The sequence below is a fragment of the Pseudomonas cremoricolorata DSM 17059 = NBRC 16634 genome (assembly GCF_000425745.1).
GTDB classification, from domain to species: domain Bacteria; phylum Pseudomonadota; class Gammaproteobacteria; order Pseudomonadales; family Pseudomonadaceae; genus Aquipseudomonas; species Aquipseudomonas cremoricolorata.
Map to the genome: position 1 here is coordinate 48,966 of NZ_AUEA01000003.1, position 24,539 is coordinate 73,504.

General features: G+C 66.3%; 24 protein-coding genes. 13 read left to right on the forward strand and 11 right to left on the reverse strand.

Translation table 11 applies throughout. The annotated features are described in order from the left end of the window. The first annotated feature begins 2 nt into the window (after positions 1–2). Genes H618_RS0104725 through H618_RS0104745 form a run of 5 tightly spaced genes read left to right on the forward strand, consistent with a single transcriptional unit; the run spans position 3 to position 4,586 of the window. Positions 3–365, forward strand: a complete 363-nt coding sequence (locus tag H618_RS0104725) for an STAS domain-containing protein (RefSeq protein WP_028693974.1) — start codon at positions 3–5, stop codon at positions 363–365. Beyond that, a complete protein-coding gene (locus H618_RS0104730; protein WP_028693975.1) occupies positions 362–772 on the forward strand; it encodes an anti-sigma regulatory factor in 411 nt (136 codons plus the stop codon). The genes H618_RS0104725 and H618_RS0104730 overlap by 4 nt, the downstream gene beginning before the upstream one ends. Next, the gene (locus H618_RS0104735; RefSeq protein WP_028693976.1) at positions 769–1,782 is read left to right on the forward strand and encodes an ATP-binding protein; all 1,014 of its coding nucleotides are present in this window, start codon (positions 769–771) and stop codon (positions 1,780–1,782) included. Before H618_RS0104730 ends, H618_RS0104735 begins: the two co-directional genes overlap by 4 nt. Then, positions 1,775–2,650, forward strand: coding sequence for a sensor histidine kinase (locus tag H618_RS0104740; protein ID WP_028693977.1), 876 nt, complete (start codon positions 1,775–1,777; stop codon positions 2,648–2,650). The genes H618_RS0104735 and H618_RS0104740 overlap by 8 nt, the downstream gene beginning before the upstream one ends. Next, the gene (locus H618_RS0104745) at positions 2,640–4,586 is read left to right on the forward strand and encodes a response regulator (RefSeq protein ID WP_028693978.1); all 1,947 of its coding nucleotides are present in this window, start codon (positions 2,640–2,642) and stop codon (positions 4,584–4,586) included. Before H618_RS0104740 ends, H618_RS0104745 begins: the two co-directional genes overlap by 11 nt. Positions 4,587–4,602: 16 nt before the next feature. Here H618_RS0104745 and H618_RS0104750 read toward each other — a convergent pair whose 3' ends face one another. The 4 genes from H618_RS0104750 to H618_RS0104765 all read right to left on the reverse strand — a co-directional run bounded on the left by H618_RS0104750 (position 4,603) and on the right by H618_RS0104765 (position 8,579). After that, on the reverse strand, positions 4,603–6,000 hold the full coding sequence (locus H618_RS0104750; protein WP_028693979.1) for a sensor histidine kinase: 1,398 nt from the start codon (positions 5,998–6,000) through the stop codon (positions 4,603–4,605). Beyond that, complete coding sequence (locus H618_RS0104755) at positions 5,978–6,658, reverse strand: response regulator transcription factor (RefSeq protein WP_028693980.1); 681 nt, start codon at positions 6,656–6,658, stop codon at positions 5,978–5,980. The genes H618_RS0104750 and H618_RS0104755 overlap by 23 nt, the downstream gene beginning before the upstream one ends. A gap of 161 nt (positions 6,659–6,819) precedes the next feature. Next, positions 6,820–7,839, reverse strand: coding sequence for a branched-chain amino acid aminotransferase (locus H618_RS0104760; RefSeq protein WP_028693981.1), 1,020 nt, complete (start codon positions 7,837–7,839; stop codon positions 6,820–6,822). A gap of 128 nt (positions 7,840–7,967) precedes the next feature. Then, positions 7,968–8,579: a nucleotidyltransferase family protein gene (locus tag H618_RS0104765; RefSeq protein WP_050577211.1), complete on the reverse strand. Its 612-nt coding sequence runs from the start codon at positions 8,577–8,579 to the stop codon at positions 7,968–7,970. An 80-nt stretch (positions 8,580–8,659) separates the two neighbouring features. Between H618_RS0104765 and H618_RS0104770 the strand changes: the two genes are divergently transcribed. The 5 genes from H618_RS0104770 to H618_RS0104790 all read left to right on the forward strand — a co-directional run bounded on the left by H618_RS0104770 (position 8,660) and on the right by H618_RS0104790 (position 13,402). After that, positions 8,660–9,178, forward strand: coding sequence for a (2Fe-2S)-binding protein (locus H618_RS0104770; protein WP_028693983.1), 519 nt, complete (start codon positions 8,660–8,662; stop codon positions 9,176–9,178). Continuing rightward, positions 9,175–10,167: an FAD binding domain-containing protein gene (locus H618_RS0104775; protein ID WP_028693984.1), complete on the forward strand. Its 993-nt coding sequence runs from the start codon at positions 9,175–9,177 to the stop codon at positions 10,165–10,167. Before H618_RS0104770 ends, H618_RS0104775 begins: the two co-directional genes overlap by 4 nt. Next, the gene (locus tag H618_RS0104780) at positions 10,164–12,365 is read left to right on the forward strand and encodes a xanthine dehydrogenase family protein molybdopterin-binding subunit (RefSeq protein WP_028693985.1); all 2,202 of its coding nucleotides are present in this window, start codon (positions 10,164–10,166) and stop codon (positions 12,363–12,365) included. The genes H618_RS0104775 and H618_RS0104780 overlap by 4 nt, the downstream gene beginning before the upstream one ends. A gap of 98 nt (positions 12,366–12,463) precedes the next feature. Further along, complete coding sequence (locus H618_RS0104785; protein WP_245586751.1) at positions 12,464–12,796, forward strand: hypothetical protein; 333 nt, start codon at positions 12,464–12,466, stop codon at positions 12,794–12,796. Between the two features lie 105 nt (positions 12,797–12,901). Then, on the forward strand, positions 12,902–13,402 hold the full coding sequence (locus H618_RS0104790) for a methylated-DNA--[protein]-cysteine S-methyltransferase (protein ID WP_028693987.1): 501 nt from the start codon (positions 12,902–12,904) through the stop codon (positions 13,400–13,402). A gap of 6 nt (positions 13,403–13,408) precedes the next feature. Here the strand turns inward: H618_RS0104790 and H618_RS0104795 are convergent, their stop codons facing one another. The 3 genes from H618_RS0104795 to H618_RS0104805 all read right to left on the reverse strand — a co-directional run bounded on the left by H618_RS0104795 (position 13,409) and on the right by H618_RS0104805 (position 17,509). Beyond that, complete coding sequence (locus H618_RS0104795; RefSeq protein WP_028693988.1) at positions 13,409–14,032, reverse strand: LysE family translocator; 624 nt, start codon at positions 14,030–14,032, stop codon at positions 13,409–13,411. A 78-nt stretch (positions 14,033–14,110) separates the two neighbouring features. Then, complete coding sequence (locus H618_RS0104800; RefSeq protein WP_028693989.1) at positions 14,111–14,923, reverse strand: helix-turn-helix transcriptional regulator; 813 nt, start codon at positions 14,921–14,923, stop codon at positions 14,111–14,113. Between the two features lie 105 nt (positions 14,924–15,028). Then, positions 15,029–17,509 carry an autotransporter family protein gene (locus H618_RS0104805; protein ID WP_028693990.1) on the reverse strand — a complete coding sequence of 827 codons (2,481 nt, stop codon included), beginning with the start codon at positions 17,507–17,509 and terminating at the stop codon, positions 15,029–15,031. 201 nt (positions 17,510–17,710) lie between these two features. On the opposite strand from H618_RS0104805, the gene H618_RS0104810 reads away from it, so the two are divergent. Next, complete coding sequence (locus tag H618_RS0104810; RefSeq protein ID WP_028693991.1) at positions 17,711–18,334, forward strand: LysE family translocator; 624 nt, start codon at positions 17,711–17,713, stop codon at positions 18,332–18,334. Positions 18,335–18,342: 8 nt separating this feature from the next. Here the strand turns inward: H618_RS0104810 and H618_RS0104815 are convergent, their stop codons facing one another. Genes H618_RS0104815 through H618_RS0104825 form a run of 3 tightly spaced genes read right to left on the reverse strand, consistent with a single transcriptional unit; the run spans position 18,343 to position 21,421 of the window. Beyond that, positions 18,343–18,618, reverse strand: coding sequence for a peptidylprolyl isomerase (locus tag H618_RS0104815; RefSeq protein WP_028693992.1), 276 nt, complete (start codon positions 18,616–18,618; stop codon positions 18,343–18,345). 46 nt (positions 18,619–18,664) lie between these two features. After that, the gene (locus H618_RS0104820) at positions 18,665–20,614 is read right to left on the reverse strand and encodes an acetoacetate--CoA ligase (protein WP_028693993.1); all 1,950 of its coding nucleotides are present in this window, start codon (positions 20,612–20,614) and stop codon (positions 18,665–18,667) included. A 39-nt stretch (positions 20,615–20,653) separates the two neighbouring features. Then, the gene (locus H618_RS0104825) at positions 20,654–21,421 is read right to left on the reverse strand and encodes a 3-hydroxybutyrate dehydrogenase (protein ID WP_028693994.1); all 768 of its coding nucleotides are present in this window, start codon (positions 21,419–21,421) and stop codon (positions 20,654–20,656) included. A 147-nt stretch (positions 21,422–21,568) separates the two neighbouring features. Between H618_RS0104825 and H618_RS0104830 the strand changes: the two genes are divergently transcribed. Continuing rightward, the gene (locus H618_RS0104830; RefSeq protein ID WP_028693995.1) at positions 21,569–22,381 is read left to right on the forward strand and encodes a substrate-binding periplasmic protein; all 813 of its coding nucleotides are present in this window, start codon (positions 21,569–21,571) and stop codon (positions 22,379–22,381) included. Between the two features lie 5 nt (positions 22,382–22,386). Here H618_RS0104830 and H618_RS0104835 read toward each other — a convergent pair whose 3' ends face one another. Then, positions 22,387–23,289, reverse strand: coding sequence for an AraC family transcriptional regulator (locus H618_RS0104835; protein ID WP_028693996.1), 903 nt, complete (start codon positions 23,287–23,289; stop codon positions 22,387–22,389). A 182-nt stretch (positions 23,290–23,471) separates the two neighbouring features. Between H618_RS0104835 and H618_RS0104840 the strand changes: the two genes are divergently transcribed. Further along, positions 23,472–24,524: an NAD(P)-dependent alcohol dehydrogenase gene (locus H618_RS0104840; RefSeq protein ID WP_028693997.1), complete on the forward strand. Its 1,053-nt coding sequence runs from the start codon at positions 23,472–23,474 to the stop codon at positions 24,522–24,524. Positions 24,525–24,539: the final 15 nt, after the last annotated feature.

Genomic DNA, 24,539 nt, shown 5'->3' on the forward strand with positions numbered 1-24,539 from the left:
CCATGGAGCGTATTCCGATCCTGCAGATGGGCGAGTTCCTGCTGGTGACCATTCAGGTCGACATGCACGACCAGCTTGCCCTCAACCTGCAGGAAGACCTCACTGATCGCATCAGCCGCACCTCGGCGCGCGGCGTGCTGATCGATATTTCCGCCCTGGACATGGTCGACTCGTTCATCGGCCGCATGATCGCCAGTATCTCCGGGTTGTCGCGCATCATGGATGCCGAAACCATGGTGGTCGGCATGCAGCCTGCGGTGGCCATCACCCTGGTCGAACTGGGCCTGACCCTGCCTGGCGTCAGCACCGCGCTCAATGTCGAGCGTGGCATGCAGGTGCTGCGCAAGCGGGTGGCCGGTCGATGAACGTCAACGTCAACCAGAGCGGCAGCCTGGCGGTGCGGGTCGAGCAGGATGTGGTGCTGGCCCGCCAGCAGGCGCGCAAGATCGCCAGCGAGCAGGGCATGCGCCTGGTCGACCTGACCAAGCTGGTCACCGCCGTCAGTGAGCTGGCGCGCAACACCGTGGTCTATGGCGGTGGCGGCGACATGGACTGGCAGGTCATCGAGCAGTCCGGGCGCATTGGCTTGCGCATGCTGTTTCGCGATGAAGGCCCGGGCATTGCCGATACCCGCCTGGCCCTGACCGATGGCTGGACCTCCGGCTCCGGCCTGGGCCTGGGCCTGACCGGCGCGCGGCGCCTGGTCGATGAGTTCGACCTGGACACCGCGCCTGGCCAAGGCACGCGCATCACGATCACGCGATGGATATGACCCTGACCGCCAGCCTTACCCAGGTGCTGGCCCTCGACGATTCCAGCCAGGTCGGCCACGCGCGGCGCATCGCCCAGCGCCTGGCCGGGCAGTTGGGTTTCGCTGAAGCCGATGCCGGGCGAGTGGCGCTGGTTGCCACCGAGCTTGCCAGCAACGTGCTCAAGCACGCCCAGCGCGGCGCCTTGCACCTGCGTGCGCTGCGCCGCGCCGATGGCGTGGCAGGCGTCGAGCTGCTGAGTGTCGATGGCGCTGCCGGCTTCGATCAGTCGCAGTGCATGACCGACGGGTTTTCAACCGGCGGCACCCAAGGTATCGGCCTGGGCAGCGTGGCGCGTTCGGCGCAGGTGTTCGACCTGCACAGCGACGCCCACGGCTCGGTGGTGCTGGCCCGGCTGTATCCGGCCGGGCAGGGCGCCGACGATGTTCGCGTTGGCGTCAGCCAGCATTCGCTGCACGACGACCCGGCCTGCGGTGACACCTGGCAAGTGGCGGTTCGCGGGCCGCTGCTCAGTGCGTTGGTGATCGACGGTCTCGGCCATGGCACAGAGGCCGAACAGGCCGCGCTGACCGGCGCCCGAAGCTTTGCCGAGGCGCCGTTCGACCCGCCGCAGGCCGTGCTGGAGCGACTGCACGTGGACATGAACGGCACCCGCGGCGGCGCGGTTGCGATCGCCCGGTTCGACGCGGCGCAGGGCACGCTGCAGTACATCGGCGTCGGCAACATCGGCGCCACCCTGGCCAATGCCCAGCGCAGCCACGGCCTGGCCTCGCTGCCGGGGATCGTCGGCGGGCAATACCGCAAGAGCCAAGTGTTCGACTACGCTCATCTCGACCATCACGTGCTTATCATGTACAGCGACGGCTTGCAGTCGCGCTGGAACCTGCACAACTACCCCGGTCTGGTCCATCGCCATCCCGCCGTGATCGCCGCTGTGTTGCACCGCGATTTCTGTCGCGGCCGCGATGACGTGACGGTGCTGGTCATCGACCTGGAGTTCAGCCATGCCTGACCCGCTTTCCCTCGACGGCGCCGCCCAGACGGCGCTGATCAACCGCCTGCAGGCCGAAACCGAGGCCTTGCGTACCGAACTCGATGAAACCAACCAGGGTGTTCTGGCGCTGTATGCCGAACTGGATAACCAGGCCGAGCAGTTGCGTCAGGCCTCAGACCTGAAAAGCCGATTTCTGGCCTACATGAGCCATGAATTTCGCACACCACTGGGTTCGATCCTGAGCATCACCCGGCTGCTTGCCGACGAACTCGACGGGCCGCTGTCAGCCGAACAGCACAAGCAGGTGGCGTTCGTCAGCACCGCCACTCGTGAACTGTCGGACATGGTCGACGACCTGCTCGACCTGGCCAAGATCGATGCCGGGCGCATCACCATCTCGCCGGCCTGGTTCGACATGCTCGACCTGTTCGCGGCCCTGCGTGGCATGTTCCGGCCCATCGTCAATGCCACTGCGGTCGACCTGATCTTCGAAGAGCCGCAAGGCTTGCCGCAGCTTTACAGCGACGACAAGAAGCTTTCGCAGATCCTGCGCAATTTCATTGCCAACGCGTTGAAGTTCACCGTGCGCGGGGAGATACGCGTGTCGGCGCAGCGGGTCGGCGACGACCGCATCCGCTTCGCCGTGACCGACAGTGGCATTGGCATTGCCCCTGAGTTGCTGACCTCGTTGTTCGAAGACTTCAGCCAGGTCGACTCGCCTTTGCAGAAGCGCCTGCGTGGCACCGGTCTGGGGCTGTCTCTATGCAAGCGCTTCGCCGAGCTGCTAGGCGGGGAAGTGGGGGTGCACAGCGAGCCGAATGTGGGTTCGTCGTTCTACGTGACCATTCCCCTGGCCCTGAAGCAGGAGGGCAGCGATGGGCAATGACGCACGTCTACTGGTCGTCGACGACAATGTCGTCACCCGCTATGCCCTGCGCCGGCGCCTGGCCATGCACGGTTTCGAGGTGCTCGAGGCCGGAACCGGCACCGAAGGCCTGGCGGTGTTAGCCGAAACCGTGGTGGACGCGCTGATTCTCGACGTCAACCTACCCGACATGAGCGGCTTCGATGTGGTGCGCATTCTGCGTCAGGCACCCGATACCGCGCTGCTGCCGATCATTCATGTGTCGGCGGCCTCGATTCAGACCGGCGACATCATCACCGGCCTGGACAACGGCGCCGATGCCTACTTGATCCACCCGGTCGACCCCGACGTGCTGCTGGCGACCTTGCGTACCCTGTTGCGGGTGCGTGACAGCGAGCGTGCGCTGCGCGAAAGCGAGGCCAGCTTCCGCGAAATCTTCAATAACGTCTCGGCCCCCATCGCCTTGCTCGATGCCCAGCTCAAGGTGCATGAATGCAACCACGCCTTCGCCACCCTGGTGCAGGACAACCGCAACGTCGATAGCCTCGACGAGTGCTTCGGCGCCGGCCAGGACGCGGTATTGCAGGAGCTGCGCGTGCACCTGAGCGCTGGTGCGCGCTGGCGCGGCACCGTGGCGATGACCCAGCACGGCCAGCCGCGCGAAACCGAGTGGCAGCTGTCGCCGTATCGCCTGCCGGGGCTGTCGCTGGTGTTCGTCGAGGACATCACCGAGCACCGCCACCGTGAGCGTTCGCACCTGGCGCGGCTGGACGATGCCAACAGTCAGCTGGCGCGCGAAGTCGCCGAGCGCGTGCGCACCGAAGCGCAGCTGTTGCAGTTGCAGAAGATGGACGGCCTCGGCCGCCTCACCGGCGGCATCGCCCACGACTTCAACAATCTGCTGACCGGCATCATCACCAGCCTGGAACTGATCCGTAAACGGGTCGGTGAGGGGCGCGTGGAGAAGATTCCGGCCTACACCGATGCCGCGCTCAATTCCGCCATGAGCGCCGCTTCGCTGACCCACCGGCTGCTGGCCTTCGCCCGTCAGCAACCGCTCGACACCCGCCCGGTGGACGTCAACCGCCACGTACTGTCGTTGCAAGACCTGCTGACCCGCACCATCGGCGAGCGCATTCGCCTGGAGCTGTCGCTGTCCAGCCGCCCGGCCATCGCCCTGGTCGACCCGGTGCAGCTGGAGAGCGCCGTGCTCAACCTGGTGATCAACGCCCGCGATGCCTTGCCCAAGGGCGGCACCATCTGGGTCAACACCTCGGCGGCCTGGGCTTCCGGTGATCCGCACCTCAAGGACGGTCCTTACGTGTCGGTGAGCGTGCGCGACGATGGCCTGGGTATAGAGCCGTCAGTGCAAGACAAGGTCTTCGACCCGTTCTTCACCACCAAGCCGCTGGGGCAGGGTACCGGGCTGGGGCTGTCGACCATTTATGGCTTTGCGCGCCAGTCGGGCGGCCATGTCGCACTGCGCAGCCTGGTTGGCCGCGGCACCGAAGTGACCCTCATGCTGCCGGCCAGTGGCGAGGCTGCCGAGAGCGTCACGCCGCCTGTGCGTTTCGAGCAGCCTGGCCACGGTGAACATGTGCTGATCGTCGAGGACATGCCGTCGGTGCGCTCGTCGGTGGCCGAAGTGCTGCTCGACGCCGGGTATCAGTGCAGCCAGGCCGAAACCATCGAGCAGGCCTTGGATCAACTGCGCGAGAACCCCAGCATCGAGTTGCTACTCACCGACGTCGGCCTGCCGGCCATGAGCGGCCGGGAGCTGGCCGACATGGCCCGCACCTACCGGCCAGGGCTGCCCGTGCTGCTGATGACCGGTTATGCGGAAACGGCGCTGGACCGTCAGGCGTTCCTGGGGGAAGACATGGACCTGCTGAGTAAACCCTTCCACATCGCCGACTTGCTCGACAAGATCAGACAGGCCCTGAACCGCGCCGTGTGAGCCGCGGCGCCGGGCCTCAGACCGGTGCGGCCGGGCTCAGCGGCCGTGCGCAGCGCAGCATCAGGCGTGCCCCGCCCAGCGGGCTGGCGTCGATCAGCAGGCGGTAGCCATGCAGGTCGACGATGGCCGAGACGATCGACAACCCCAAGCCGAAGCCTGCGTGGCGATGGCCCTCATCGCTGCGGTAGAAACGCTTGAGCACCGCTTCGCGTTCTTCGCTCGGGATGCCCGGACCGCTGTCGTCCACGGCGACGCTGACCGCCTGTTCATCGACGCTGGCAAGAATCCGCACCTGGCCACCTTCAGGGGTGAATTTGATGGCGTTGCCGACCAGGTTGGCCAGCGCCTCGAACAGCAGTTCGCGGTCGCCGTTGAGCGCCGGCAAGCTCGCGGGTTGTTCCAGGGTGAGCTGGATGCCGCCATCTTCAGCCAGCGGCAGGTAGAAATCGTGCAGTTCCAGCAGCAGGCCGTGGGGGTCGAGTTCGACGAAGCCTGCGCGGCGGCGGCGGTCTTCCAGCTCGCTGATGCGCAGCAGGCCACGGAAGCGCGCCATCAAGGTGTCGGTGTCGGCGATGGCCTGGTCCAGCGGTTCGGCCAGCGGGTCGTCTTCACCGCTTTGCTGGCGCATGCGGTAGAGCTGGGCGCGCAGGCGGGTGAGCGGGGTGCGCAGGTCGTGGGCGATGTTGTCGCACACGCCTTTTACCTCATGCATCAGCCGCTCGATGCGGTCGAGCATGGCGTTGACGATGGCTGCCAGCATGTCCAGTTCGTCGCGTCGCGCCGACAGCGGCAGGCGGTGGGTGAGGTCGCCGGCAACGATCAACTCGGCGCTGGCCTGTACCGCGCGAATGCGCTTGAGCGGGCGGCGACGCAGCAGGTACCAGCCGGCAAAACCTGGAATCAAGGTCAGGGAAATGCCCCAGAGCAAGGCGTCGAGAATGATCCGCGTGACCACGAACAACGAGCCGTTGTCGCGGATCAGCACCAGCCAGCGGCCGTCGGTGATGTGGATCGCCACCGCGTCGCAGCTGTCTTGCGGCAGGTGCGGGGTGTCGACCAGGCATTGCTTGAGTTCATGGATGCGCCCGTCCAGTTTCAGGCCGGCAGGGAAGGCACCAATGCGCCCGCCAAGCGGCAGCAGCTGCGCGTCGAACAGCCCGTAGGCATCGAACGAGCGCTGCTCGAAGGCCTCGCTGGCCAGCAGTGCATCGTCGAGCTGCTTGCCGCTCATGTGCGCGAACAGGTGCTGGCGTTGCAGCATGGAATGGCGGGTCAGCTTGTTCAGGTAGCTGGACACCTCGAAATAGAGCACCCCCATGAGGATGCTGCTCCAGGCCACGAAGAGAAAGCTGTACAGCGCCAGCAGACGGCTGGTGGACGAACTCCAGCCCTTAGACGGGTTCGGCAATGGCATAGCCCGAACCCCGTACCGTGCGAATCAGCGGTGTCTGGCCGGGCGAGTCGATCTTCTTGCGCAGGCGGCCGATGTGCACATCGATCAGGTTGGTGCCCGGGTCGAAGTGATAACCCCAGACTTCCTCGAAGATCATCATCCGGGTAATCACCTGGCCGGCGTGGCGCATCAGGTATTCGAGCAGCTTGTATTCGGTGGGCAGCAGGTTCAGGGCCTGCTCGCCGCGCCGTGCTTCATGGCTGATCAGGTCAAGCTCCAGGTCGCAGACCTGCAGGCGAGTTTGCGTCACCGGCACGCTGTTGCGGCGCAGCAGCACCTCGACGCGGGCGGCCATCTCGTCCGAGGCGAAGGGTTTGGTCAGGTAGTCATCACCGCCGGCACGCAGGCCACGCACTCGCTCGTCGACATCCGACAGCGCGCTGATCATCAGGATCGGCGTGGTGATCTTCAGGCTGCGCAGGGTGGTGACGATGGTCAGGCCATCGACTTCGGGCAGCATGCGGTCGAGGGTGATCAGGTCGTAGCCGCCGCCGATGGCCTTGGACAGCCCCTCGCGGCCGTTGTCGGCCCAGTCGACTTCCAGGCCGTGGCTGGACAATTCAGCGACGATTTCCTGGGCAGTGACGGCGTCGTCTTCGATGGTCAGTACGCGGGGCATGCTTATACCTGGGCAACGGGTTGGAGAGTCGATTGTGCCAAAGAATAGCCGCTGGTCGATTTAAGAAAAATTCATCTGCCCGAATGCAGCGCGGGGTGCCGTGACCGCCGCCGATGGCGAGCATCGGCAATGGTCAGGGCACCCCGCCAGGCACTGCGGAATCAGGCGACCTTGACGATCCAGCCCGCTGGCGCTTCGACGTCACCGCTCTGGATGCCGGTCAGCTCGTTGTACAGCTTCTGAGTCACCGGGCCGACTTTTTCCAGGTCGTGGAAAACGTGCAGCTTGCCGTTGTATTCGATGCCGCCAATCGGCGTGATCACCGCCGCGGTGCCGCAGGCGCCGGCTTCGATGAAGCGGTCGAGCTGGCTGATTTCCACATCGCCTTCGATCACCGTCAGGCCCAGGCGCGATTGCGCCAGCTCCATCAGCGACAGGCGGGTGATGCCCGGCAGTACCGAGGCGGATTTCGGCGTGACGAATTCGTTGTTGGCGGTGATGCCGAAGAAGTTGGCCGAACCGACTTCCTCGATCTTGGTGTGGGTCAGCGGGTCGAGGTAGATGGCATCGGCGAAGTTGGCCTTCTTTGCCTCCAGACCTGGCTGCAGGCTGGCTGCGTAGTTGCCGCCGACCTTGGCCGCGCCGGTGCCTTGCGGCGCTGCACGGTCGAAGCTGGAGATCTGGAAGTTGTGCGGCTTCATGCCGCCCTTGAAGTACGAGCCTACCGGGATGGCGAAGATCGAGAAGATGAACTCGGGGGCGGTGCGCACGCCGATGTTGTCACCGGTGCCGATGACGAACGGACGCAGGTACAGGGCTCCTTTGCCGTGGGGCGGCACGAACTTCTCGTTGGCCTTGACCACCTGTTTGCAGGCTTCGACGAAGACATCGCTGGGCACCTGGGGCATCAACAGGCGGGCGCAGCTGCGGGCCATGCGCGCGGCGTTCTGCTCGGGGCGGAACAGGTTGATCGAGCCGTCCTTGCAGCGGTAGGCCTTCAGACCCTCGAAGCATTGCTGGCCATAGTGCAGGGCAGTGGAGCCTTCACTGATGTGCAGCACGTTGTCTTCGGTCAGGGTGCCGTGGTCCCACTCGCCGTTGCGCCAGACGGACAGGTAGCGCTTGTCGGTCTTGATGTAGTCAAAGCCCAGCTTGTCCCAGTTAATGCTTTCGTTGCTCATGACACCCTCGATTGTCTTGCAGCGCCCGTTGCGTGCGGGCTGCGGTTGATGCGCACGCGCCACGATAATACAAACCAGGCAGGTTCGGAAACGCCTGCGGGGCAATTGCCTGGCCAGGTGCGGTCGGCTCAGGGCGGGGAAAGATCGCCTGGGGTATCGACGTCGCGCAGCACGCCGGCATCGATGACCTCGATCACCCGGCAGGCATGGGCGTTGTCGCGCAGCACCTGGCGCCCGCCCTGATCGCCTGAGCTTTCGCCCAGCGCTGCCCAGAACGCGCGGCCGAACAGCACCGGATGGCCACGTTGCCCGTGACAGTGCGGCATGACGATGAGCTCGGCGCCTGCGGCCTGCTGCAAGCGGGCGAGGGTGGCGCCGGCGATCCACGGCATGTCGCCCAACAGCACCGCCACCGCCTCGGCCGGGGAGCCGGCCAGCGCCTGCATGCCCGCCGCCAGGCTGGCGCCCATGCCATCGCTGCCGCGCGGCGCGCGTACCAGCTGCACCGACATCGGCAAGCCCAGGGCTTGTGGGTCGTCGTCGGCGCCAATCACCACCCACACCTCGGCGAACTGCGCCTGGGCGTTGCCCACGCTGGCGGCCAGCAGGGTCTGCCCGTCAGCGAGCCGCGCCTGGCGCTTGTCGCTGCCAAAGCGCCGCCCTTTGCCAGCGGCGAGTAGCAGCGCCACGCAGTGCGACTGCGCCTCTGGGCAGGTGGAGTGGAGTTGCTTTGAACGCATGCCGTTGGCTCCCGGTCGGACCTGAAAATGCAGCACAGACTGCACAAGACGATGAGCATACCGACCGTGAGGCGTGAACAATGAGCGATTCAGACTGCATACCGGCGCACCAGCCGCTCGAGCTGTCGATCAACGGCCAGCGCCATCAGCTACAGGTGGCACCGTGGATGACCCTGCTTGACCTGCTGCGCGACCAACTCGACCTGACCGGCAGCAAGAAGGGCTGTGACCATGGCCAGTGCGGTGCCTGCACCGTGCTGCGCAACGGGCAGCGGGTCAACGCCTGCCTGACGCTGGCGATCATGTGCGACGGCGATTGCATCACCACCATCGAAGGGCTGGCAGACGATGAGCGCCTGCATCCCTTGCAACAGGCGTTCATTCGCCACGACGCCTTCCAGTGCGGCTATTGCACCCCCGGGCAGATCTGCTCGGCGGTGGCCCTGGCCAGCGAAGGCCGGGCGCTGTCGCGCGCCGAGATCCAGGAAGGCATGAGCGGCAACCTGTGCCGCTGCGGTGCCTACGGCAACATCGTCGCGGCCGTGGAAGAGGCGCTGCCGCAGATGATTGCCAGCGATCAGGGAGGGCCGCGCGCATGATCCCCTTTGCCTACAGCAAACCCACCGATGTCGCCGGCGCCCTGCAACTGGCCGGCCCCGATTCGCACTTCATCGCAGGCGGCACCAACCTGCTCGATCTGATGAAAGAAAACGTCGCCCAGCCCCAGCGGCTGATCGACATCACCGGGCTGCCGCTGCGTGAAGTCACCGCCACGGCCAGCGGCGGGTTGTCGATCGGCGCATTGGTCGGCAACGCCGAGCTGGCCCGCCATCCGCGTATCGAAGCCGATTACCCACTGCTCGCCCAAGCCATCCTGGCCGGGGCCTCGCCGCAGCTGCGCAACATGGCAAGCAGCGGCGGCAACCTGCTGCAACGCACCCGCTGCGCCTACTTCTACGACAGCGCCGTGCCGTGCAACAAGCGCGCCCCCGGCACTGGCTGCCCGGCGCGCAGTGGCTTGAACCGCAACCACGCGATTCTCGGCGCCAGCCAGCACTGCGTTGCCGTACACCCCTCGGACATGTGCGTGGCCCTGGCCGCGCTCGAGGCGACCGTCCAGGTACAAGGCCCGGCTGGCAGCCGGCAAATTGCCTTCGCCGACTTCCACCGCCTGCCGGGCGAGCAGCCCGAGCGCGACAACACCCTCGCAGACAACGAACTGATTACCGCCATCGAGCTGCCGGCCCCACGTTTCGCCGAGCACGTGCACTACCTCAAGGTGCGTGACCGCGCCTCGTATGCCTTCGCGCTGATTTCGGTGGCGGCAGCCTTGCGCCTGGAAGGCGAGCGCATCGGTGAGCTGCGCCTGGCCTTGGGCGGCGTCGCGCACAAGCCTTGGCGTGACCCGGCTCTGGAGGCACGCTTCCAGGGCCAGCCGGCCACTTCCGCCACCTACACACAGATTGCCCAGGCCATGCTCAGCGGCGCGCAGCCGCTTGCGCACAACGCCTTCAAGGTCACCCTGGCGCACAACGCGATCATCCGTGCGCTAGGCCAGGCCCAGCGTCGACAAGGAGCCACAGCATGAGTGCGCAAGCGATCAGCGGCCAGCCACTGGACCGCACCGATGGCCCGGCGAAAGTCACCGGCAAGGCCCGTTATGCCGGTGAGTATCCGGCCGAAGGCCTGCTGTATGGCAGCGTGGTGTCCAGCGCCGTGGCCCATGGCCGTATCCGCCATATCGACTGCCAGGCTGCCCTGGCCTTGCCCGGAGTGATCGAGGTACTGCACCACGGCAACCGACCGCCCATGGCGGCCGATGATGAGCCTTACGAAGACGACGATGCGGCCGATGGTCACCCGTTCCGCCCGCTGTTCAACGACCGCGTGCTGTACAGCGGGCAGCCGGTAGCTTTGGTCATCGCCGAGAACCTCGAGCTGGCGCGCTATGCCGGCAGCCTGGTGCGGGTCGAGATCGACGCCGGTTCACACCAGACCGACCTCTGCGCCGCCCGCGACCAGGGCTACGACGCCCCCGCCGAACTGCCCAAGCCGCGGGGTGATTTCGCCGAAGCGTTCAATGCCGCGCCGTTGCGTATTGACGCGCAGTACAGCACCCCCAACGAGCACCACAACCCGATGGAGCCGCACGCCTCGACGGTGATCGTCGAGGCCGATGGCAGCCTGCTGATCCATGACAAGACCCAGGGCACGCAGAACAGCCAGGCCTATGTGCAGGAGGTGTTCAAGCTGCCCAAGGAGCAAGTGCGGGTATGCGCGGCGTTCGTCGGCGGTGCGTTCGGCTCGGGCCTGCGTCCGCAGTACCAGCTGGCCCTGGCCGTGATGGGCGCGCTCAAGCTCAAGCGCTCGGTGCGGGTGACCCTGACCCGCCAGCAGATGTTCACCTTCGGCTACCGGCCACGCACCCTGCAGCGCCTGCAACTGGGCGCCGACGCTGATGGCCGCTTGCTCGCCATCCGCCACGAAGCCACCGGGCAGACCTCACGCTTCGAAGATTTCAGCGAGCACGTGGTGGAGTGGAGCGGCATGCTCTATCGCTGCGACAACGTCGCCATGGCGTATCAACTGGTGCCGCTGGACGTCTACACCCCACTGGACATGCGTGCGCCCGGCGCGGCGCTGGGCTTGATCGGCCTGGAATGCGCCATGGACGAGCTCGCCGAGCAGGTCGGCCTCGACCCGGTGGCACTGCGCCAGGTCAACTTCGCCGACAGCAACGGCAACGAGGGCAAACCCTATTCGAGCAAGGCCCTGCGCGAATGCTACGAGCAGGGGGCTGAGCGCTTCGGCTGGGAGCGGCGCAATCCCGTTCCGCGCAGCCAGCAGGAGGGCGATGAGCTGATCGGTTGGGGCATGGCCGGTGGGGTCTGGGAAGCCATGCAGATGAAAGCCAGCGCCAAGGCGCGGCTCGATGCCGACGGCCACTTGTGGGTGAGCAGCGCCACCACCGACATCGGCACCGGCACCTACACGGTGATGACGCAGATCGCCGCCGATGCCGCCGGCATGGCGGTCGAGGACATCACCTTCCAGCTCGGCGACAGCTCGCTGCCCACAGCGCCCCTGCAAGGCGGCTCGTTCACCGTGTCGTCGGTGGGTTCTGCGGTGCGCCAGGCCTGCCAGGTGCTGCGCAGCAAGCTGGTAACGCTCGCCCAGGCGCGCTACCCGGCGCTGGCAGGCGAGCCGGCCGACCGTTTCGTGGTGGCCGATGGGCAGTTGCAGGTGGGTGAGCGGCGGTTCGCCTTCGCCGACCTGCTGCAAGGCGCTGGCGACGACGCCCTGGAGGTGCAGATTACCGCCGAGCCAGGTGCCAAGCGCGAGGGCTTTGCCTGCGCCACGCACTCTGCTGTGTTCGTCGAGGTGCGCGTGGATGAAGCGCTGGGCACCTTGCGGGTCAGCCGGGTGGTCAGCGCGGTGGCAGCAGGGCGGGTGATCAACCCCAAGACTGCACGCAGCCAGATTCTCGGCGGTGTGGTGTGGGGCGTGGGCATGGCCTTGCATGAGCAGGCCGAGGTGGACCACAACCTGGGCCGCACGATGAACCACAACCTGGCCGAGTACCACATTCCGGTGAACGCCGACATGGGCGAGGTCGAGGTGATTTTCGTCGACGAGCCGGACGATATCGTCAACGAACTGGGCTCCAAGGGCGTCGGTGAGATTGGCGTGGTGGGCGTTGCGGCGGCAGTGGCCAATGCCCTGTATCACGCTACTGGACGACGGGTCAGGGACTTCCCGTTGACGGTGGACAAGATCCTCGGCTGAGCCGTATGGCCGGGCACAGGTTGGCAACCTGGGCCCGGTGGTTTGCATTGGCAGCCGCTGCCTGGCGATAATCTGCGGCTTTGTCCAAGGGTATCGCCATGCAAAGCAGAAACCTGGTCGCGGAAATGTTCTTGTCGATGCCGATCCAGCTCTGGGTGCTGCCGGTGGCGGGGCTGATCGCCTACTTCGGTCTGCGCCGCGCCGATGCCTCGCCCGGCGGGCAACGGCTGTGGCGCAGCCTCAGCTATGGGCTGCTGTTGGCCCTGGCGTTTCTGCCCAACGCGCTGTATGCCGCGCTGCCAGGCAGCGCGCCGGTCGAGCCGGGCGCGCTGCAACCCAACTACCTGGGCCGCTTCTACCTCGATGCGTTCTACGCCTTCGCCGGTTGGGCTGGCGCCTGGGTGCTGCGCAGTCGCCTCAATTCGAAATGACGCCCCTGCCGCTGGTCGGGGTTGGCCTCTGACCCCTGCCTGATGCGTCATGCTCAGCGCTTCGATCCCCAGTAAGTTGTCGACCACCACCGAGAGAACACTGCCATGTCCTGCGCCTACACGTTGATGGATTCCCCAGTCGGCACGCTGACGCTTGTCGCCCGTGGCGATTGCCTGGCCGCCGTGCTGTGGCAGAACGAACGGGAAAATCGCGTGCGCCTGGGCGAGTTGCAGCGTGACGACCAGCACCCGGTGCTGCAGGAAACCGCGCGGCAACTGGGCGAGTATTTCGCAGGGCAGCGTCAGCAGTTCGAACTGCCGCTGGATTTTCACGGCACCGACTTCCAGCGCCAGGTGTGGGCGGCGCTGCTGAGCATTCCATTCGGGGAAACCCGCAGCTACGCGCAGATCGCCCAGCAGATCGGCCGGCCGCAGGCGATGCGCGCGGTCGGTGCGGCCAACGGGCGCAACCCGATTTCCATCATCGCCCCCTGTCACCGTGTCATCGGCGCCTCGGGCAGCCTCACCGGGTTCGCTGGCGGGCTGCCGGTAAAGCAGCATTTGCTCAGTCTCGAGGGGCGAGAGTCGCTGGCACTGGCGCTGTAGCAGGCGTCACTCCCAAGCCATCAGCACATGCACCAATACCAGTAGGCCAAGCACCAACAACAAGCCGCCCGATACCCGTTGCAGCCACGGCAGCACTGCGCCAAATCGGCGCAGCACCCGTGGATGGCCGATGGCGATGGCTACCAGCAGGTCCCAGAGCAACACCACGCTGAACATCCACAGCGCATACAGCCATTTCCAGCCGGTACTGCTGGCGCTGACCAGGCTCGCCAGGCTGGCGTAGAACAGCGCGTTCTTCGGATTGAGCACCGCGCACAAGAAACCCGCCAGCACCCCTCGCAACCAGCCGCGCCGGGCTGCCTGCGCGGTGGCTAGTGCCCCCAGGTCACTGCCGTTGGCATGGCGGATGAACAGCCAGCCGACGTACACCAGGTACACGCCACCGGCCAGTTGCAAGGCGACGAACCAGGCGCTGCCCTCACGCAGCAACGACAGCCCGGCGAAGGCCACGGCGATGAACAGGCCATTGGCCAGGGCGATGCCCAGGCAGGCGCCGCTGGCGATCTTCCAGCCGCTATTGGCGGCGTTGCGCGCCACCAGGAAAAAGTCGGGCCCCGGTGACAGCAAGGCGAGGAAATGGGCAGTGGCGATGATCACAAACAGCTGCATGGCGCGGGTCCTCCGGCTGGAAAGGGCGGAGGATGGCGCGGGCGTCAGCGGCTGTATTGGACAATAGTGCGCGCCGCGCTAGCGCGTGCGTCGATACAGCCCTGGGGTGGTGCCGGCGTGGGTCTTGAACACCCGCTGGAAATGACTCTGGTCGGCAAAGCCCAGACGGTAGGCGACCTCGGCCAGTTCGCAGCCGTGGCGCAGCAACTGCCGGGCGCGGTTGACCCGCGCGTTGAGCAGCCAGGCGTGTGGCGTGAGGCCGGTGGCGCGGCGGAAGGCGCGAATCAGCCCGTAACGATCAAGCCCGGCCATACCCGCCAGCTCGGCGAGGGTCAGCTGAGCCAACTGCTCATCGGCCAGATCGTTGAGGTCGATATTGAGCGCCGCGCGGTCGGCTGCCGGGGCCATGTCCAGCGCCGCGCAGTGCGACCACGCCCCGTCACCGAGGAAGGTGATCAGCGCGGTTTCCTTCTCCAGCGCACTGACGCTTGCGAACAGCACCTCGATGAGCTGACAGAATTGCCGGTACAGCGCAGGCTCGGCGCTGATCCGTGCGGGCGCATCGAGGTGTTCCTCTGCCAGGCCACATTCACTGCGCAGGCGCCGCAACCACTCGGCATCGAGGTGCAGCATCTGGTAGCTCCAGGCGCTGTTCGGCTCGGGGTTGCAGGCGTGCACGCGGTGCGCCGGCACCAGCACCAAGGTGCCGGGGCACAGCCGCTGGCTGCCATGCCCGGCGCCGCGAAAGTGGCTGAAGCCTGCGTCCACCGCACCGATGGAAAAGGTCGGATGGCTGTGCGCCTTGTAGCAGGCGCGGCTGTGGCAGGCGCGCCGCGCTTCGACGAAGGGCAGGGCGGGGTCGTGCCAGTGGTCGGTCGAAGAGTCAGGCATGGCGCACGGCAAGGGTCGGGGAAGGACGGCCAGTCTAGCCGGGTCGCACTGTTGCGGTCATGCGCCGTGTGTGCTGTTCGCATCCGCACGTGGCGCTGATCGGTATCAGTAGTTCCAGCGCAGGCCAAGGTTCGCGCCGTGGCCACGTTGCTCGCGGCGATCGAGGTTCTGGCTGTACTGCACTCCGGCGTGCACGCTGAAGCTGGCGCCGAGCTGGGCGACCACACCCGTCTCCAGCTGGGCGCTGGTGCTGCGGTAATCGGTGTTGATGCGGTCCAGGCCATCGAACAGCAGCGTGTCGCGCCCACCATCTGCGTGCCAGAGGTTGGCCTGCACGTAGGGCTGCAGCAAGGTCTTGCCTGACTGCGGCAGATCGCCCTCAAGCCTCAGGCCCAGACGGCTGGTGAGTTCGGTCTGGCTGTTCAGGGTGATGCGCGACACCTGATCGCGGGCGCCGTCCAGATGAGTCTTCTGCGCGATCACCTGGGCCTGCGGTTCCAGACGCCAGTTGGCCGACAGCGCAATCGGATAGCCGGCTTCCACGGATGCGCTCCAGGTATGCCCGTCCAGCGCCAGGCGCCCGCCGCGGTCGGAGCGGGCATTGCCGTGCAGATCGCTGTACTGCACCACGCTGTCCAGATAGCCCTGCTGTGGGCCGACCAGCGTCCAATACGCCCCGACGCTGTCGGCATCCAGGCGCAGATCACCGACCTGGCGGTTCTGCCGGGCCAGGGCGAAGCCTTTGACATCGCCGCGCAGGCGGCTCTGACCGACATAGAAACCGAACTGCTGGCGGTAGCCGCTGCTGTCGGTGAGCGCGAACAGGTCCTGACCGACCCGCCACCCGTAGACGCTGCCGTCCAGCGCGGGGTTGACGGTGCCGCTCCACTGCTGGCGAAACGTGTTGCCATAGGCCTGACCCCAGCTTGCCGGCAGGGCGCCATCGCCGTTCAACAGGCGCTGGTCGCCCTGGCGTTGATGGAAAGTCCCCAGCGCCTGCCGGGTGATCACCGCGGCAGCGCGCGGCGCGGCGCTGTAGACCGGCACTTCTTCGCGGTACAACGGCACGCTGCTGCCGGCGCTGGCCACTGGCAGATCGGCCTGGCCAGGTGCGGGTGCGGCAACCGGAGGGGTGCTGGCAGGCGGGGTTGCGGTCGGCGGTTGCCCGGGCTCGGGCTCGGCCGGGGGCTGTGCAGGAGGCTGTTCGACCACCGGCGCCGCTGCCAGGGTCGAGCGCAGGTACCAGCTGTTTTCGCTGCCGGCGGTGAGCCCACCTTTGAACAGGCGGTAATCGTAGGCGCCGGCCGAGAGCACCTGGGTCTGGACGAAGGCCGTCGCGGTGCTGCGGGTGCCGTTGCTGGCTTCCACCACCTGAATGCCGTTGGCGAGCGTTGGCGCCCCCGCACCGCCGAGGTTGCTGATGCTGAGCAGGGTGCGTCCATCGATGCTGCCGCCACTGACGATCAGCCGGTCAGAAGGGGCGCCATCGCCCGCCAGCACACTGGCCAGCTTGAGGGTACCGTCATCGCCGCTGTAGTTGCCCACCACGGTCAGGCGGCCGAGGCCATCGCTGCTGCTCAGGTCGATCAGGCCGCTGTTGTTCAGCGTGGCGGGCTGATCGGCAACGAAAGCGCTGATCTGGCCGCTGCGCGACCGTAATTGGCTGCTGGCATCGATCTTCAAAGTGCCGGTGCCGGTGCCGGCATCGCCCAGCAGCAGCGCGTCATTCAAGCTCATGCGGCTGGCGTTGGTCAGGTCGATACGTTCCCAGTTCGGGTACAGGCTGCCGCCGGACGGCGTGCTCTGGTCGAACAGCAGTGCGTCCTGGCCGTCGCCGCCATCCACGCGGATGACCAGTTGCCTGGCGTTCAACTGGCGCAACAGCGCCTGATCGTCGCCGGGGCCCATCTGCACCATCCCGCCGATGCTGCCGCCGTCCCAGGTGAAGCGGTCGTTGCCGGTGCTGAGCAAGACATCGCCGCCCACGCGGCCGCCGTGGATCAGCACCTGATCGTCACCGCCGCTGACGCTGATGTTGCCGCCGATCGAGCCTGCGAACAGCTCGATGTAGTCGCGATCGAACGCCGTGACCAGATTTCGGTCGATCTGGCCGCCGCGCATGATGAAAGTGTTCTGATCCAGACGCATGTTCACGGTGCCGATGCGGCCACCGTCCATTTGTGCGTAGTCGCCGCTATCGAAGGTGCCGACGATCCAGCCATCGCTCATGAAAAAGCGGTCCAGGCCATCGCCTTGATTGAGGTTTCCGGTGATCACCCCGCCACTCATGTTGAAGGTGTCGATGCCGGCACCCTGGTTGACCGAGCCTTCGATGCGCCCGGAGGCCATGTCCAGCGAGTCCATGCCCGGGCCGAAGCTGACATTGCCGGCAATCGTGCCGTTACCGCCCGGCGGCAGGGTCAGGCTATTGTCGCCCAGCAGATCGACCAGCCCCGCCGCGCTGCCGCTGTCGCAGACGTAGGCATCGCTGCCGGTTCCGGGAGTGAACACGCACGCTGCCTGAGCGGAGGGCACGAGGGCCAGCGACGCGAACGCTGCGCTGGTGACGGTGAGCAAGGTGCGCATCAGGCGAACTCCCGGTCAGGATCGGCAGACCCGAGCCTGCGCTGGCCATCCACGGTGTGACAACTGGCAGAAATATCAGGCGCTGCAGCACTCATGGCCGCGCTGGCGGTGTCGTACTGTTGCGCTCATTCGCGGCGTGACTGTGTTTGACCCTCGGCCTGGCGCCACCCGACACTGCGCAGGTCCCCAAGGAGAACAACAATGGACCTGTCCAGCCTGCTGCTATTCATCCCGGCCTGCTTTGCCTTGAACATGGCGCCGGGGCCGAACAACCTGTTATCGCTGCACAATGCCAGCCGCTATGGCCTGCGCCGCGCATGCCTTGCCGGCAGCGGTCGACTGCTGGCTTTCAGCGGCATGATCGCCCTGGCCGCCCTCGGCCTGGCCGTGGTGCTGCACACCAGTGAATACCTGTTCCTGGCGATCAAGCTGCTGGGCGCGGCGTACCTGTTCTATATCGCCTGGCAACTGTGGCGAGCGCCGGTGGGCGAGGCGGCGCAGGCCAACGCGGTCAGCCATAGCGGCTGGCAACTGGCGCGCCAGGAGTTTCTGGTGGCGGCGGGCAACCCCAAGGCGATTCTGATCTTCACCGCTTTTCTGCCGCAGTTCGTCCGCCTCGACAGCGCGCTGCCGGTGGCCGAGCAGTTCCTTTACCTGGGCGTGCTGTTTCTGCTGCTGGAGTGGGCAGCCATCGCCATCTATGCAGGGCTGGGTGCCTACTTGCAGCGTTGGTTCCAGCAGCCGCGCCCGCGCCGCCTGTTCAACCGCATCAGCGCCGCACTGCTGGGCTGCGCCGGGTTGGGGCTGCTGGCCGCTCGGCGCTGAGCGCGGACTCAGTCGCGGTAGAACACCTGCACCAGGTGATAACCGAACTTGCTCTTGATCGGCCCATGCACCACCCGCAGCGGTTTCCTGAAGATCACCTGGTCGATGGCGCCGACCATCTGCCCCGGGCGAATCTCCCCAAGATCGCCACCGCGTTTGCCTGAAGGGCAGGTCGAATAGCGTTTGGCCAGCACGTCGAAGGCCTCGCCCTTGTCGATGCGCTGCTTGAGCTGTTCGGCCTCGGCGGCGGTCTTGACCAGAATATGGCGGGCTTGGGCTTTCATGTGGATACCTGCGGGGCGGGTGAAAAAAAGGCCGACATTATGCCTGCTACCTCAGCTCTGCACGATCAGCGAACTGCGCCAGTGATTCGGGATTGGCCAGCGCATCGGTGTTGTTCACCGGGCGCCCATGCACCACCTCGCGCACCGCCAGTTCAACCAGCTTGCCGCTGAGGGCACGCGGCAGGTCAGTGACCTGGACGATCACCGCCGGCACGTGGCGCGCGGTGGTGTACTGGCGAATCACCTGACGGATGCGCAGGCTCAGCCCTTCATCCAGGCTCAGCCCTTCGCGCAGGCGCACGAACAGCACCACGCGCACATCGCCTTGCCAGTCCTGGCCGATGGCGATGCTCTCCAGCACCTCGTTGACTTTCTCCACCTGGCGGTAGATTTCCGCGGTGCCGATGCGCACGCCACCAGGGTTGAGCACTGCATCGGAGCGACCATGGATGATCAGCCCGCCCTCGGCGCAGGCTTGGGCGTAATCACCCTGCGCCCACACGCCCTCGAACTGGCTGAAATAGGCGGCGCGGTAGCGGCTGCCATCGGCATCGCCCCAGAAGCCCAGCGGCATGCTCGGGAAACTGCGGGTGCAGACCAGTTCGCCCTTTTCGCCCAGCACCGACTGGCCCTGGGCATTCCACACCTGCACGTCCATGCCCAGGCCGCGGCACTGGATTTCGCCACGGCGCACCGGCAGCAGCGGGTTGCCGAGCACGAAGCACGAGACGATATCGGTGCCGCCAGACATCGACGCCAGGCACACATCGTCCTTCACCCTGGCGTACACGTAATCGTAGCTGTGCGGCGACAGCGGCGAGCCGGTTGCGAGGATCAGCCGCAGGCTGTCCAGGCGATGACTGTGGGCAGGCTCGACCCCGGCCTGCTCGATGGCCGCCAGGTACTTGGCGCTGGTGCCGAAAACAGTGATGCGTTCGGCGTCGATCAGGTCGAACAGGCGCTGCGCGCTGGGGTGAAACGGTGAGCCGTCATACAGCACCAGGCGTGCACCCAGGGCCAGGCCGCTGACCAGCCAGTTCCACATCATCCAGCCGCAGGTGGTGTAGTAGAACAGGCCCTCATCGGCCTTGAGGTCGCAGTGCAGGCCGTGCTCCTTGAGGTGCTGCAAGAGCACGCCGCCGGCGCGGTGGACGATGCACTTGGGCACGCCGGTGGTGCCGCTGGAGTAGAGAATGTACAGCGGGTGATCGAACGCCAGCGAGGCGAAGCGCGGGGTGCCGCTGGCCTGATAGAAGTCGCTCCACAGCGAACTCGACACGCCGCTGAAGGCCTGGGTCGCAACGCCCTCGGCGGCGCACGGCACCACCAGAAGATGCTCCAGGCTGGGCAGGGCGGCGACCAGGGCGTTGATCTTCTCGATCTGCTCAAGGGTCTTGCCGGCGTAGTGATAGGCGGCGCAGGCGATCAGCAGTTTCGGTTCGATCTGGCCGAAGCGGTCGATCAGCCCCGCGCCGCCGAACTCCGGTGACGCGCTCGACCACACCGCGCCGAGGCTGGCGCAGGCCAGAAAGCCCACCAGGGTCTCCCAGCGGTTGGGCATCATCGCCGCCACCCGGTCGCCGGGGCCGATGCCGAGGTCTTCCAGCGCCCGTTGCAGGCCGGCCACATGCTGCGCCAGTTGCCGATGGCTGAGTACCTGGCGCTGGCCGTCTTCGCTGATCGACACCAGCGCTGGCTGCTCGTCGCGACGCTGCAACAGGTGCTCGGCGTAGTTCAACGTGGCGCCCGGGAACCAGCGCGCCTCGGCCATTGCGCCGGGTTCGTCGAGCACCTGGCTGGCGCGGCTGTGCCAGCGCACCTTGAAGTGATCGCACAGGGCCTGCCAGAACGCTGCGCGCTGTTCGATGCTCCAGCGGTGTAGCGCCGGGTAGTCATCCAGTGCCAGGCCCAGGCGCACGTTGATCTGGCGGCGCAGAGCACTCATGCGACTGGCTTCGATCTGCGCACGCTGTGGGCGCCAGAGTATTTCGTTCATGCTCTGCCTCCGTGTTGCCCTCACTGCCATCGGCTGGCGTCACTGCGCCAACCAGCCGCCATCGACATTCCAGGCCGCGCCGCGCACCTGGGCGCCGCCCTCGCTGCACAGAAACAACGCCAGCTCGCCGAGCTGACGCGGCGTCACGAACGCGCCCGAGGGTTGTTTTTCCGCCAGCAACTGCTGTTGCGCCTGCTGCGAGTCGACGCCATCGCTGACGCGCTGGTCGATCTGCTGCTGCACCAGCGGCGTCAGCACGAAGCCCGGGCACAGCGCATTGCAGGTGACATTGCTGGTGGCGGTTTCAAGACCCACTACCTTGGTCAGGCCGATCACCCCGTGCTTGGCCGCCACATAAGCGACCTTGCCCAGCGAGCCGACCAGGCCATGCACCGAGGCGATGTTGATGATCCGCCCCCAGCCGCGTTCACGCATGCCGGGCAATGCCAGGCGGGTGCAGTGGAACACCGCCGAGAGGTTGATCGCCAGGATGCTGTCCCAGGCCTCGGGCGCGAACTGCTCGATCGGCGCGACGTGCTGGATGCCTGCGTTGTTCAGCAGAATATCGACGCCGCCGTGCTCAGCGGCCCAGGCGAACAACTCAGCGATCTGCGCCGGTTGCGCCAGATCGGCCGGGTGATGCGCCACCTTGACCCCGCAGGCGGCGATCTGTTGCAGCGCAGGGCCCGGGTCGCCGAAGCCGTTGAGCAGAATATCGGCACCCGCTTCGGCCAGCACCTGGGCGATACCCAGGCCGATGCCGCTGGTAGAGCCGGTGATCAGTGCGGTTTTGCCGGTCAGTTGCATGGGCGCTCCGAAAACGATGGGTCACAGCCAAGAGGATAGCTGCTGGCAAGCGGCTACCTGCGGCGAAACTGTCGCAGCGCAACGAACGGATTATTCACCCTGTACTAGCATCACTGCTGTTCATCGGACATCTGCCGGGGGTCGCCAGTGGTCAAGCGTCGCGCAAGTCTGTGTCTGCTGCTACCGCTGTTGCTGGGCCTGCTGCCGGCACGGGCGGCGGACGACTGCCAGCACGTGCGTGCCACCGGCAACCCGGAATACCCGCCGTACCTGTGGCGCGACCCGGAGCATCCGGGCCGTTTGATCGGCGCCAACGCCGAACTGCTCGACTACCTGGCCCAGCGACTGGGCATCGAAGTGACCGTGGTCGATGCCGGGCCCTGGTCGCGGGCCCAGGAAGAGGTGCGTCTAGGCCGGGTCGACTGGCTGGCGGGGTACTTTCGCACCGACGCCCGCGAGCAGCAGATGGATTTCATCGCGCCGGCGTTCCTGACCACCGACAGCGTGGTCTGGGTGCGCCGTGATCAAGCCTTCCTCTACAGCGGCTGGGACGACCTGCAAGGCCGCACCGGCGGGACCCTGGTCAACAACAGTCACGGCCAGCGTTTCGACGAGTACGCCGCCGCGCACCTGCACCTGGAGGCGGTGCCCGGGGCCAGCCAGGCATTCGAAAAGCTGCTGCACAAGCGCAACGACTACCTGCTCTACGAGCGCCATCCGGGTACTGCGCTGGCCCAGGCGCTGGGCATCGAGGAACAGCTCGGCGTGCTCGAACCGCCGGTGTCCAGCGAGCCGCTGTACCTGGCCGTATCGAAGCGCTCGCGCTGCAACAGCGCGGCGCTGCGCGAGCGTCTGGCGGCGCTGATGCAGGCGCTGGCCAACAGCCCGCTGGCGCAACGCCTGGTGCAGCGCAACCTTGAGCGCTGGAAGCGCCAACAGTCGTTTGGGATTGGCCGCTAGCCGGCCTAGACCGGCAGGCTCTGGTACGGCTGCTCGTCCCCCGGGCTGCGGGCGAACTGGCGCTTGTACTCACGGCTGAACTGCGAGCTGCTCTGGTAACCGACGCGGTGCGCTGCCTGGGCCACGCCGACGCCTTCGCCCAGCAGCATCTGCTGCGCCTTGAGCAGGCGCAGGCGCTTGAGGTACTGCATCGGCGCAAGCTCGGTACAGCGTTTGAAGTGCTCGTGGAAGGTCGACACGCTCATGTTGGCGCGCTCGGCCAGCGCTTCGACCCCCAGTGGCTCGCTGTAATGCTCGCGCAGAAAACTCAAGGACGCGCCGATGCGGGCGAAATGGCCCTGTTGTTCCACCAGCGCCCGCAGAACCCCTGCCTGGGGCCCGCGCAGGGCGGTGTAGAGCACTTCACGCACCCGCGCCGGCCCCAGTACCTGAGCGTCGAGCGGGTCTTGCAGGCATTCGAGCAAACGCTCGACGCTGGCGCGCATCGACCCATCCAGGGCCGCCGAGGTCATCGACTGCGGAGTCTGCACCTGCGGCGCCGGTGTTTCGGCGGGCAGGTATTGGACCAGTTCGGCCAGCACGGTGCGGTCAATGCCCACCGCCACCCCGAGCAGCGGCGCCTGTGCGGTGGCGAAGGTCTCGCACATGAACGGCACCGACAGCGCCTGCACCAGGTAGTGGCCGGCGCCGTACTCCAGGGTGCGCGGACCAAGCCGCGCCAGCTTGCTGCCCTGGGCCAGGATCATCAGGCTCGGTTCGTAGATCTGCGGGCTGCTGGCGACATAGTGATCCCAGCTCAGCACCTGCACCTGCGCCAAGTGAGTGGGAACGAAGCCCGGACGCGTGGCCAAGGCGCTGATCAGGCGGCAGAGCGGGGCGTTGGCATCGACGTGGCGGGTCAGCTGCATGGGGCACCTGGGTAGAGAATCAGACACTGGCATCATCGCAGGTTGAACGGCTGGCGCCAGCGGTTGTCGACGGTTTTCGGAGAAAAAGGCACGTATCCCGGAGAATCGTCGGTGGGCTAGGGCGGCTCGGACGGGCACACTGTTGCCCAAACTGAATCGTTTAACTTGCCTGAGAGGTCCGCATGTATACCGCCATCGGTTACGCCGCCCAATCCCCCACCAGCCCACTGGCGCCCATGCAGTTCCAGCGCCGCAGCCCGCGCGCTGACGATGTCGCCCTCGACATCCTTTATTGCGGCGTGTGCCACTCCGACATCCACCAGGCGCGCAACGAGTGGGGCATCGCCGTCTACCCGCTGATGCCGGGCCACGAAATCATCGGTCGGGTCACGGCGGTCGGTGCCGATGTCAGCGCCTATCAGGTGGGTGACCTGGTCGGTGTCGGCTGCATGGTCGATTCCTGCCGCCAGTGCCGGGCCTGCCAGTCAGACTTGGAGCAGTACTGCGAAGAAGGTCCGACCATGACCTACGCCACTCCGGACCGGGTCGATGGCAGCAACACCATGGGCGGCTACTCGAGCAGCATCGTGGTCAGCGAGCACTTCGTGGTGCGCATCCCCGAGGGTCTGGACCCGGCCAGCGCGGCGCCAATTCTGTGCGCCGGCATCACCACCTACTCGCCGCTCAAGCACCACGGCGTCGGCCCTGGGCACAAGGTCGGTGTACTGGGCATGGGGGGGCTGGGCCACATGGGTATCAAGATCGCCAAGGCCCTGGGCGCTGAGGTGACGCTGTTCACCCGCTCGCAGGCCAAGGCCGAGGAAGCCCGCCGCCAAGGCGCCGACCACGTGATCGTCTCCACCGATGCCGAGCAGATGCGCGCCGCGGCTGGCCGGTTCGATTTCCTCCTCGATACCATTCCGGTGCAGCACGACCTGAACCCCTACCTGGAAACCCTGACCTTCGATGGCGTGCACATTCTGGTCGGGCTGATTGAGCCGGTCGAGCCACCGGTGCATGCGGCCAATCTGGTGATGAAACGTCGGGTGCTGGCAGGTTCTCTGATCGGCGGCATCGCCGAAACTCAGGAAGTGCTGGATTTCTGTGCCGAGCACAGCATCGCGTGCGACATCGAGATGCTCGATATCCGCAATATCAACGAGGCGTATGAGCGCATGATCGCCGGGGATGTGAAGTATCGATTCGTGATCGATATGGCGACGTTGCGCGAGTAAGCAGCGAAAGCGTTT

Bases quoted from the DNA above. Each gene is read 5' to 3' on its own strand.
- H618_RS0104725 (WP_028693974.1), top strand. From the start codon at position 3: ATGGAGCGTATTCCGATCCTGCAGATGGGCGAGTTCCTGCTGGTGACC.
- H618_RS0104730 (WP_028693975.1), top strand. From the start codon at position 362: ATGAACGTCAACGTCAACCAGAGCGGCAGCCTGGCGGTGCGGGTCGAG.
- H618_RS0104735 (WP_028693976.1), top strand. From the start codon at position 769: ATGACCCTGACCGCCAGCCTTACCCAGGTGCTGGCCCTCGACGATTCC.
- H618_RS0104740 (WP_028693977.1), top strand. From the start codon at position 1,775: ATGCCTGACCCGCTTTCCCTCGACGGCGCCGCCCAGACGGCGCTGATC.
- H618_RS0104745 (WP_028693978.1), top strand. From the start codon at position 2,640: ATGGGCAATGACGCACGTCTACTGGTCGTCGACGACAATGTCGTCACC.
- H618_RS0104750 (WP_028693979.1), bottom strand. From the start codon at position 6,000: ATGCCATTGCCGAACCCGTCTAAGGGCTGGAGTTCGTCCACCAGCCGT.
- H618_RS0104755 (WP_028693980.1), bottom strand. From the start codon at position 6,658: ATGCCCCGCGTACTGACCATCGAAGACGACGCCGTCACTGCCCAGGAA.
- H618_RS0104760 (WP_028693981.1), bottom strand. From the start codon at position 7,839: ATGAGCAACGAAAGCATTAACTGGGACAAGCTGGGCTTTGACTACATC.
- H618_RS0104765 (WP_050577211.1), bottom strand. From the start codon at position 8,579: ATGCGTTCAAAGCAACTCCACTCCACCTGCCCAGAGGCGCAGTCGCAC.
- H618_RS0104770 (WP_028693983.1), top strand. From the start codon at position 8,660: ATGAGCGATTCAGACTGCATACCGGCGCACCAGCCGCTCGAGCTGTCG.
- H618_RS0104775 (WP_028693984.1), top strand. From the start codon at position 9,175: ATGATCCCCTTTGCCTACAGCAAACCCACCGATGTCGCCGGCGCCCTG.
- H618_RS0104780 (WP_028693985.1), top strand. From the start codon at position 10,164: ATGAGTGCGCAAGCGATCAGCGGCCAGCCACTGGACCGCACCGATGGC.
- H618_RS0104785 (WP_245586751.1), top strand. From the start codon at position 12,464: ATGCAAAGCAGAAACCTGGTCGCGGAAATGTTCTTGTCGATGCCGATC.
- H618_RS0104790 (WP_028693987.1), top strand. From the start codon at position 12,902: ATGTCCTGCGCCTACACGTTGATGGATTCCCCAGTCGGCACGCTGACG.
- H618_RS0104795 (WP_028693988.1), bottom strand. From the start codon at position 14,032: ATGCAGCTGTTTGTGATCATCGCCACTGCCCATTTCCTCGCCTTGCTG.
- H618_RS0104800 (WP_028693989.1), bottom strand. From the start codon at position 14,923: ATGCCTGACTCTTCGACCGACCACTGGCACGACCCCGCCCTGCCCTTC.
- H618_RS0104805 (WP_028693990.1), bottom strand. From the start codon at position 17,509: ATGCGCACCTTGCTCACCGTCACCAGCGCAGCGTTCGCGTCGCTGGCC.
- H618_RS0104810 (WP_028693991.1), top strand. From the start codon at position 17,711: ATGGACCTGTCCAGCCTGCTGCTATTCATCCCGGCCTGCTTTGCCTTG.
- H618_RS0104815 (WP_028693992.1), bottom strand. From the start codon at position 18,618: ATGAAAGCCCAAGCCCGCCATATTCTGGTCAAGACCGCCGCCGAGGCC.
- H618_RS0104820 (WP_028693993.1), bottom strand. From the start codon at position 20,614: ATGAACGAAATACTCTGGCGCCCACAGCGTGCGCAGATCGAAGCCAGT.
- H618_RS0104825 (WP_028693994.1), bottom strand. From the start codon at position 21,421: ATGCAACTGACCGGCAAAACCGCACTGATCACCGGCTCTACCAGCGGC.
- H618_RS0104835 (WP_028693996.1), bottom strand. From the start codon at position 23,289: ATGCAGCTGACCCGCCACGTCGATGCCAACGCCCCGCTCTGCCGCCTG.
- H618_RS0104840 (WP_028693997.1), top strand. From the start codon at position 23,472: ATGTATACCGCCATCGGTTACGCCGCCCAATCCCCCACCAGCCCACTG.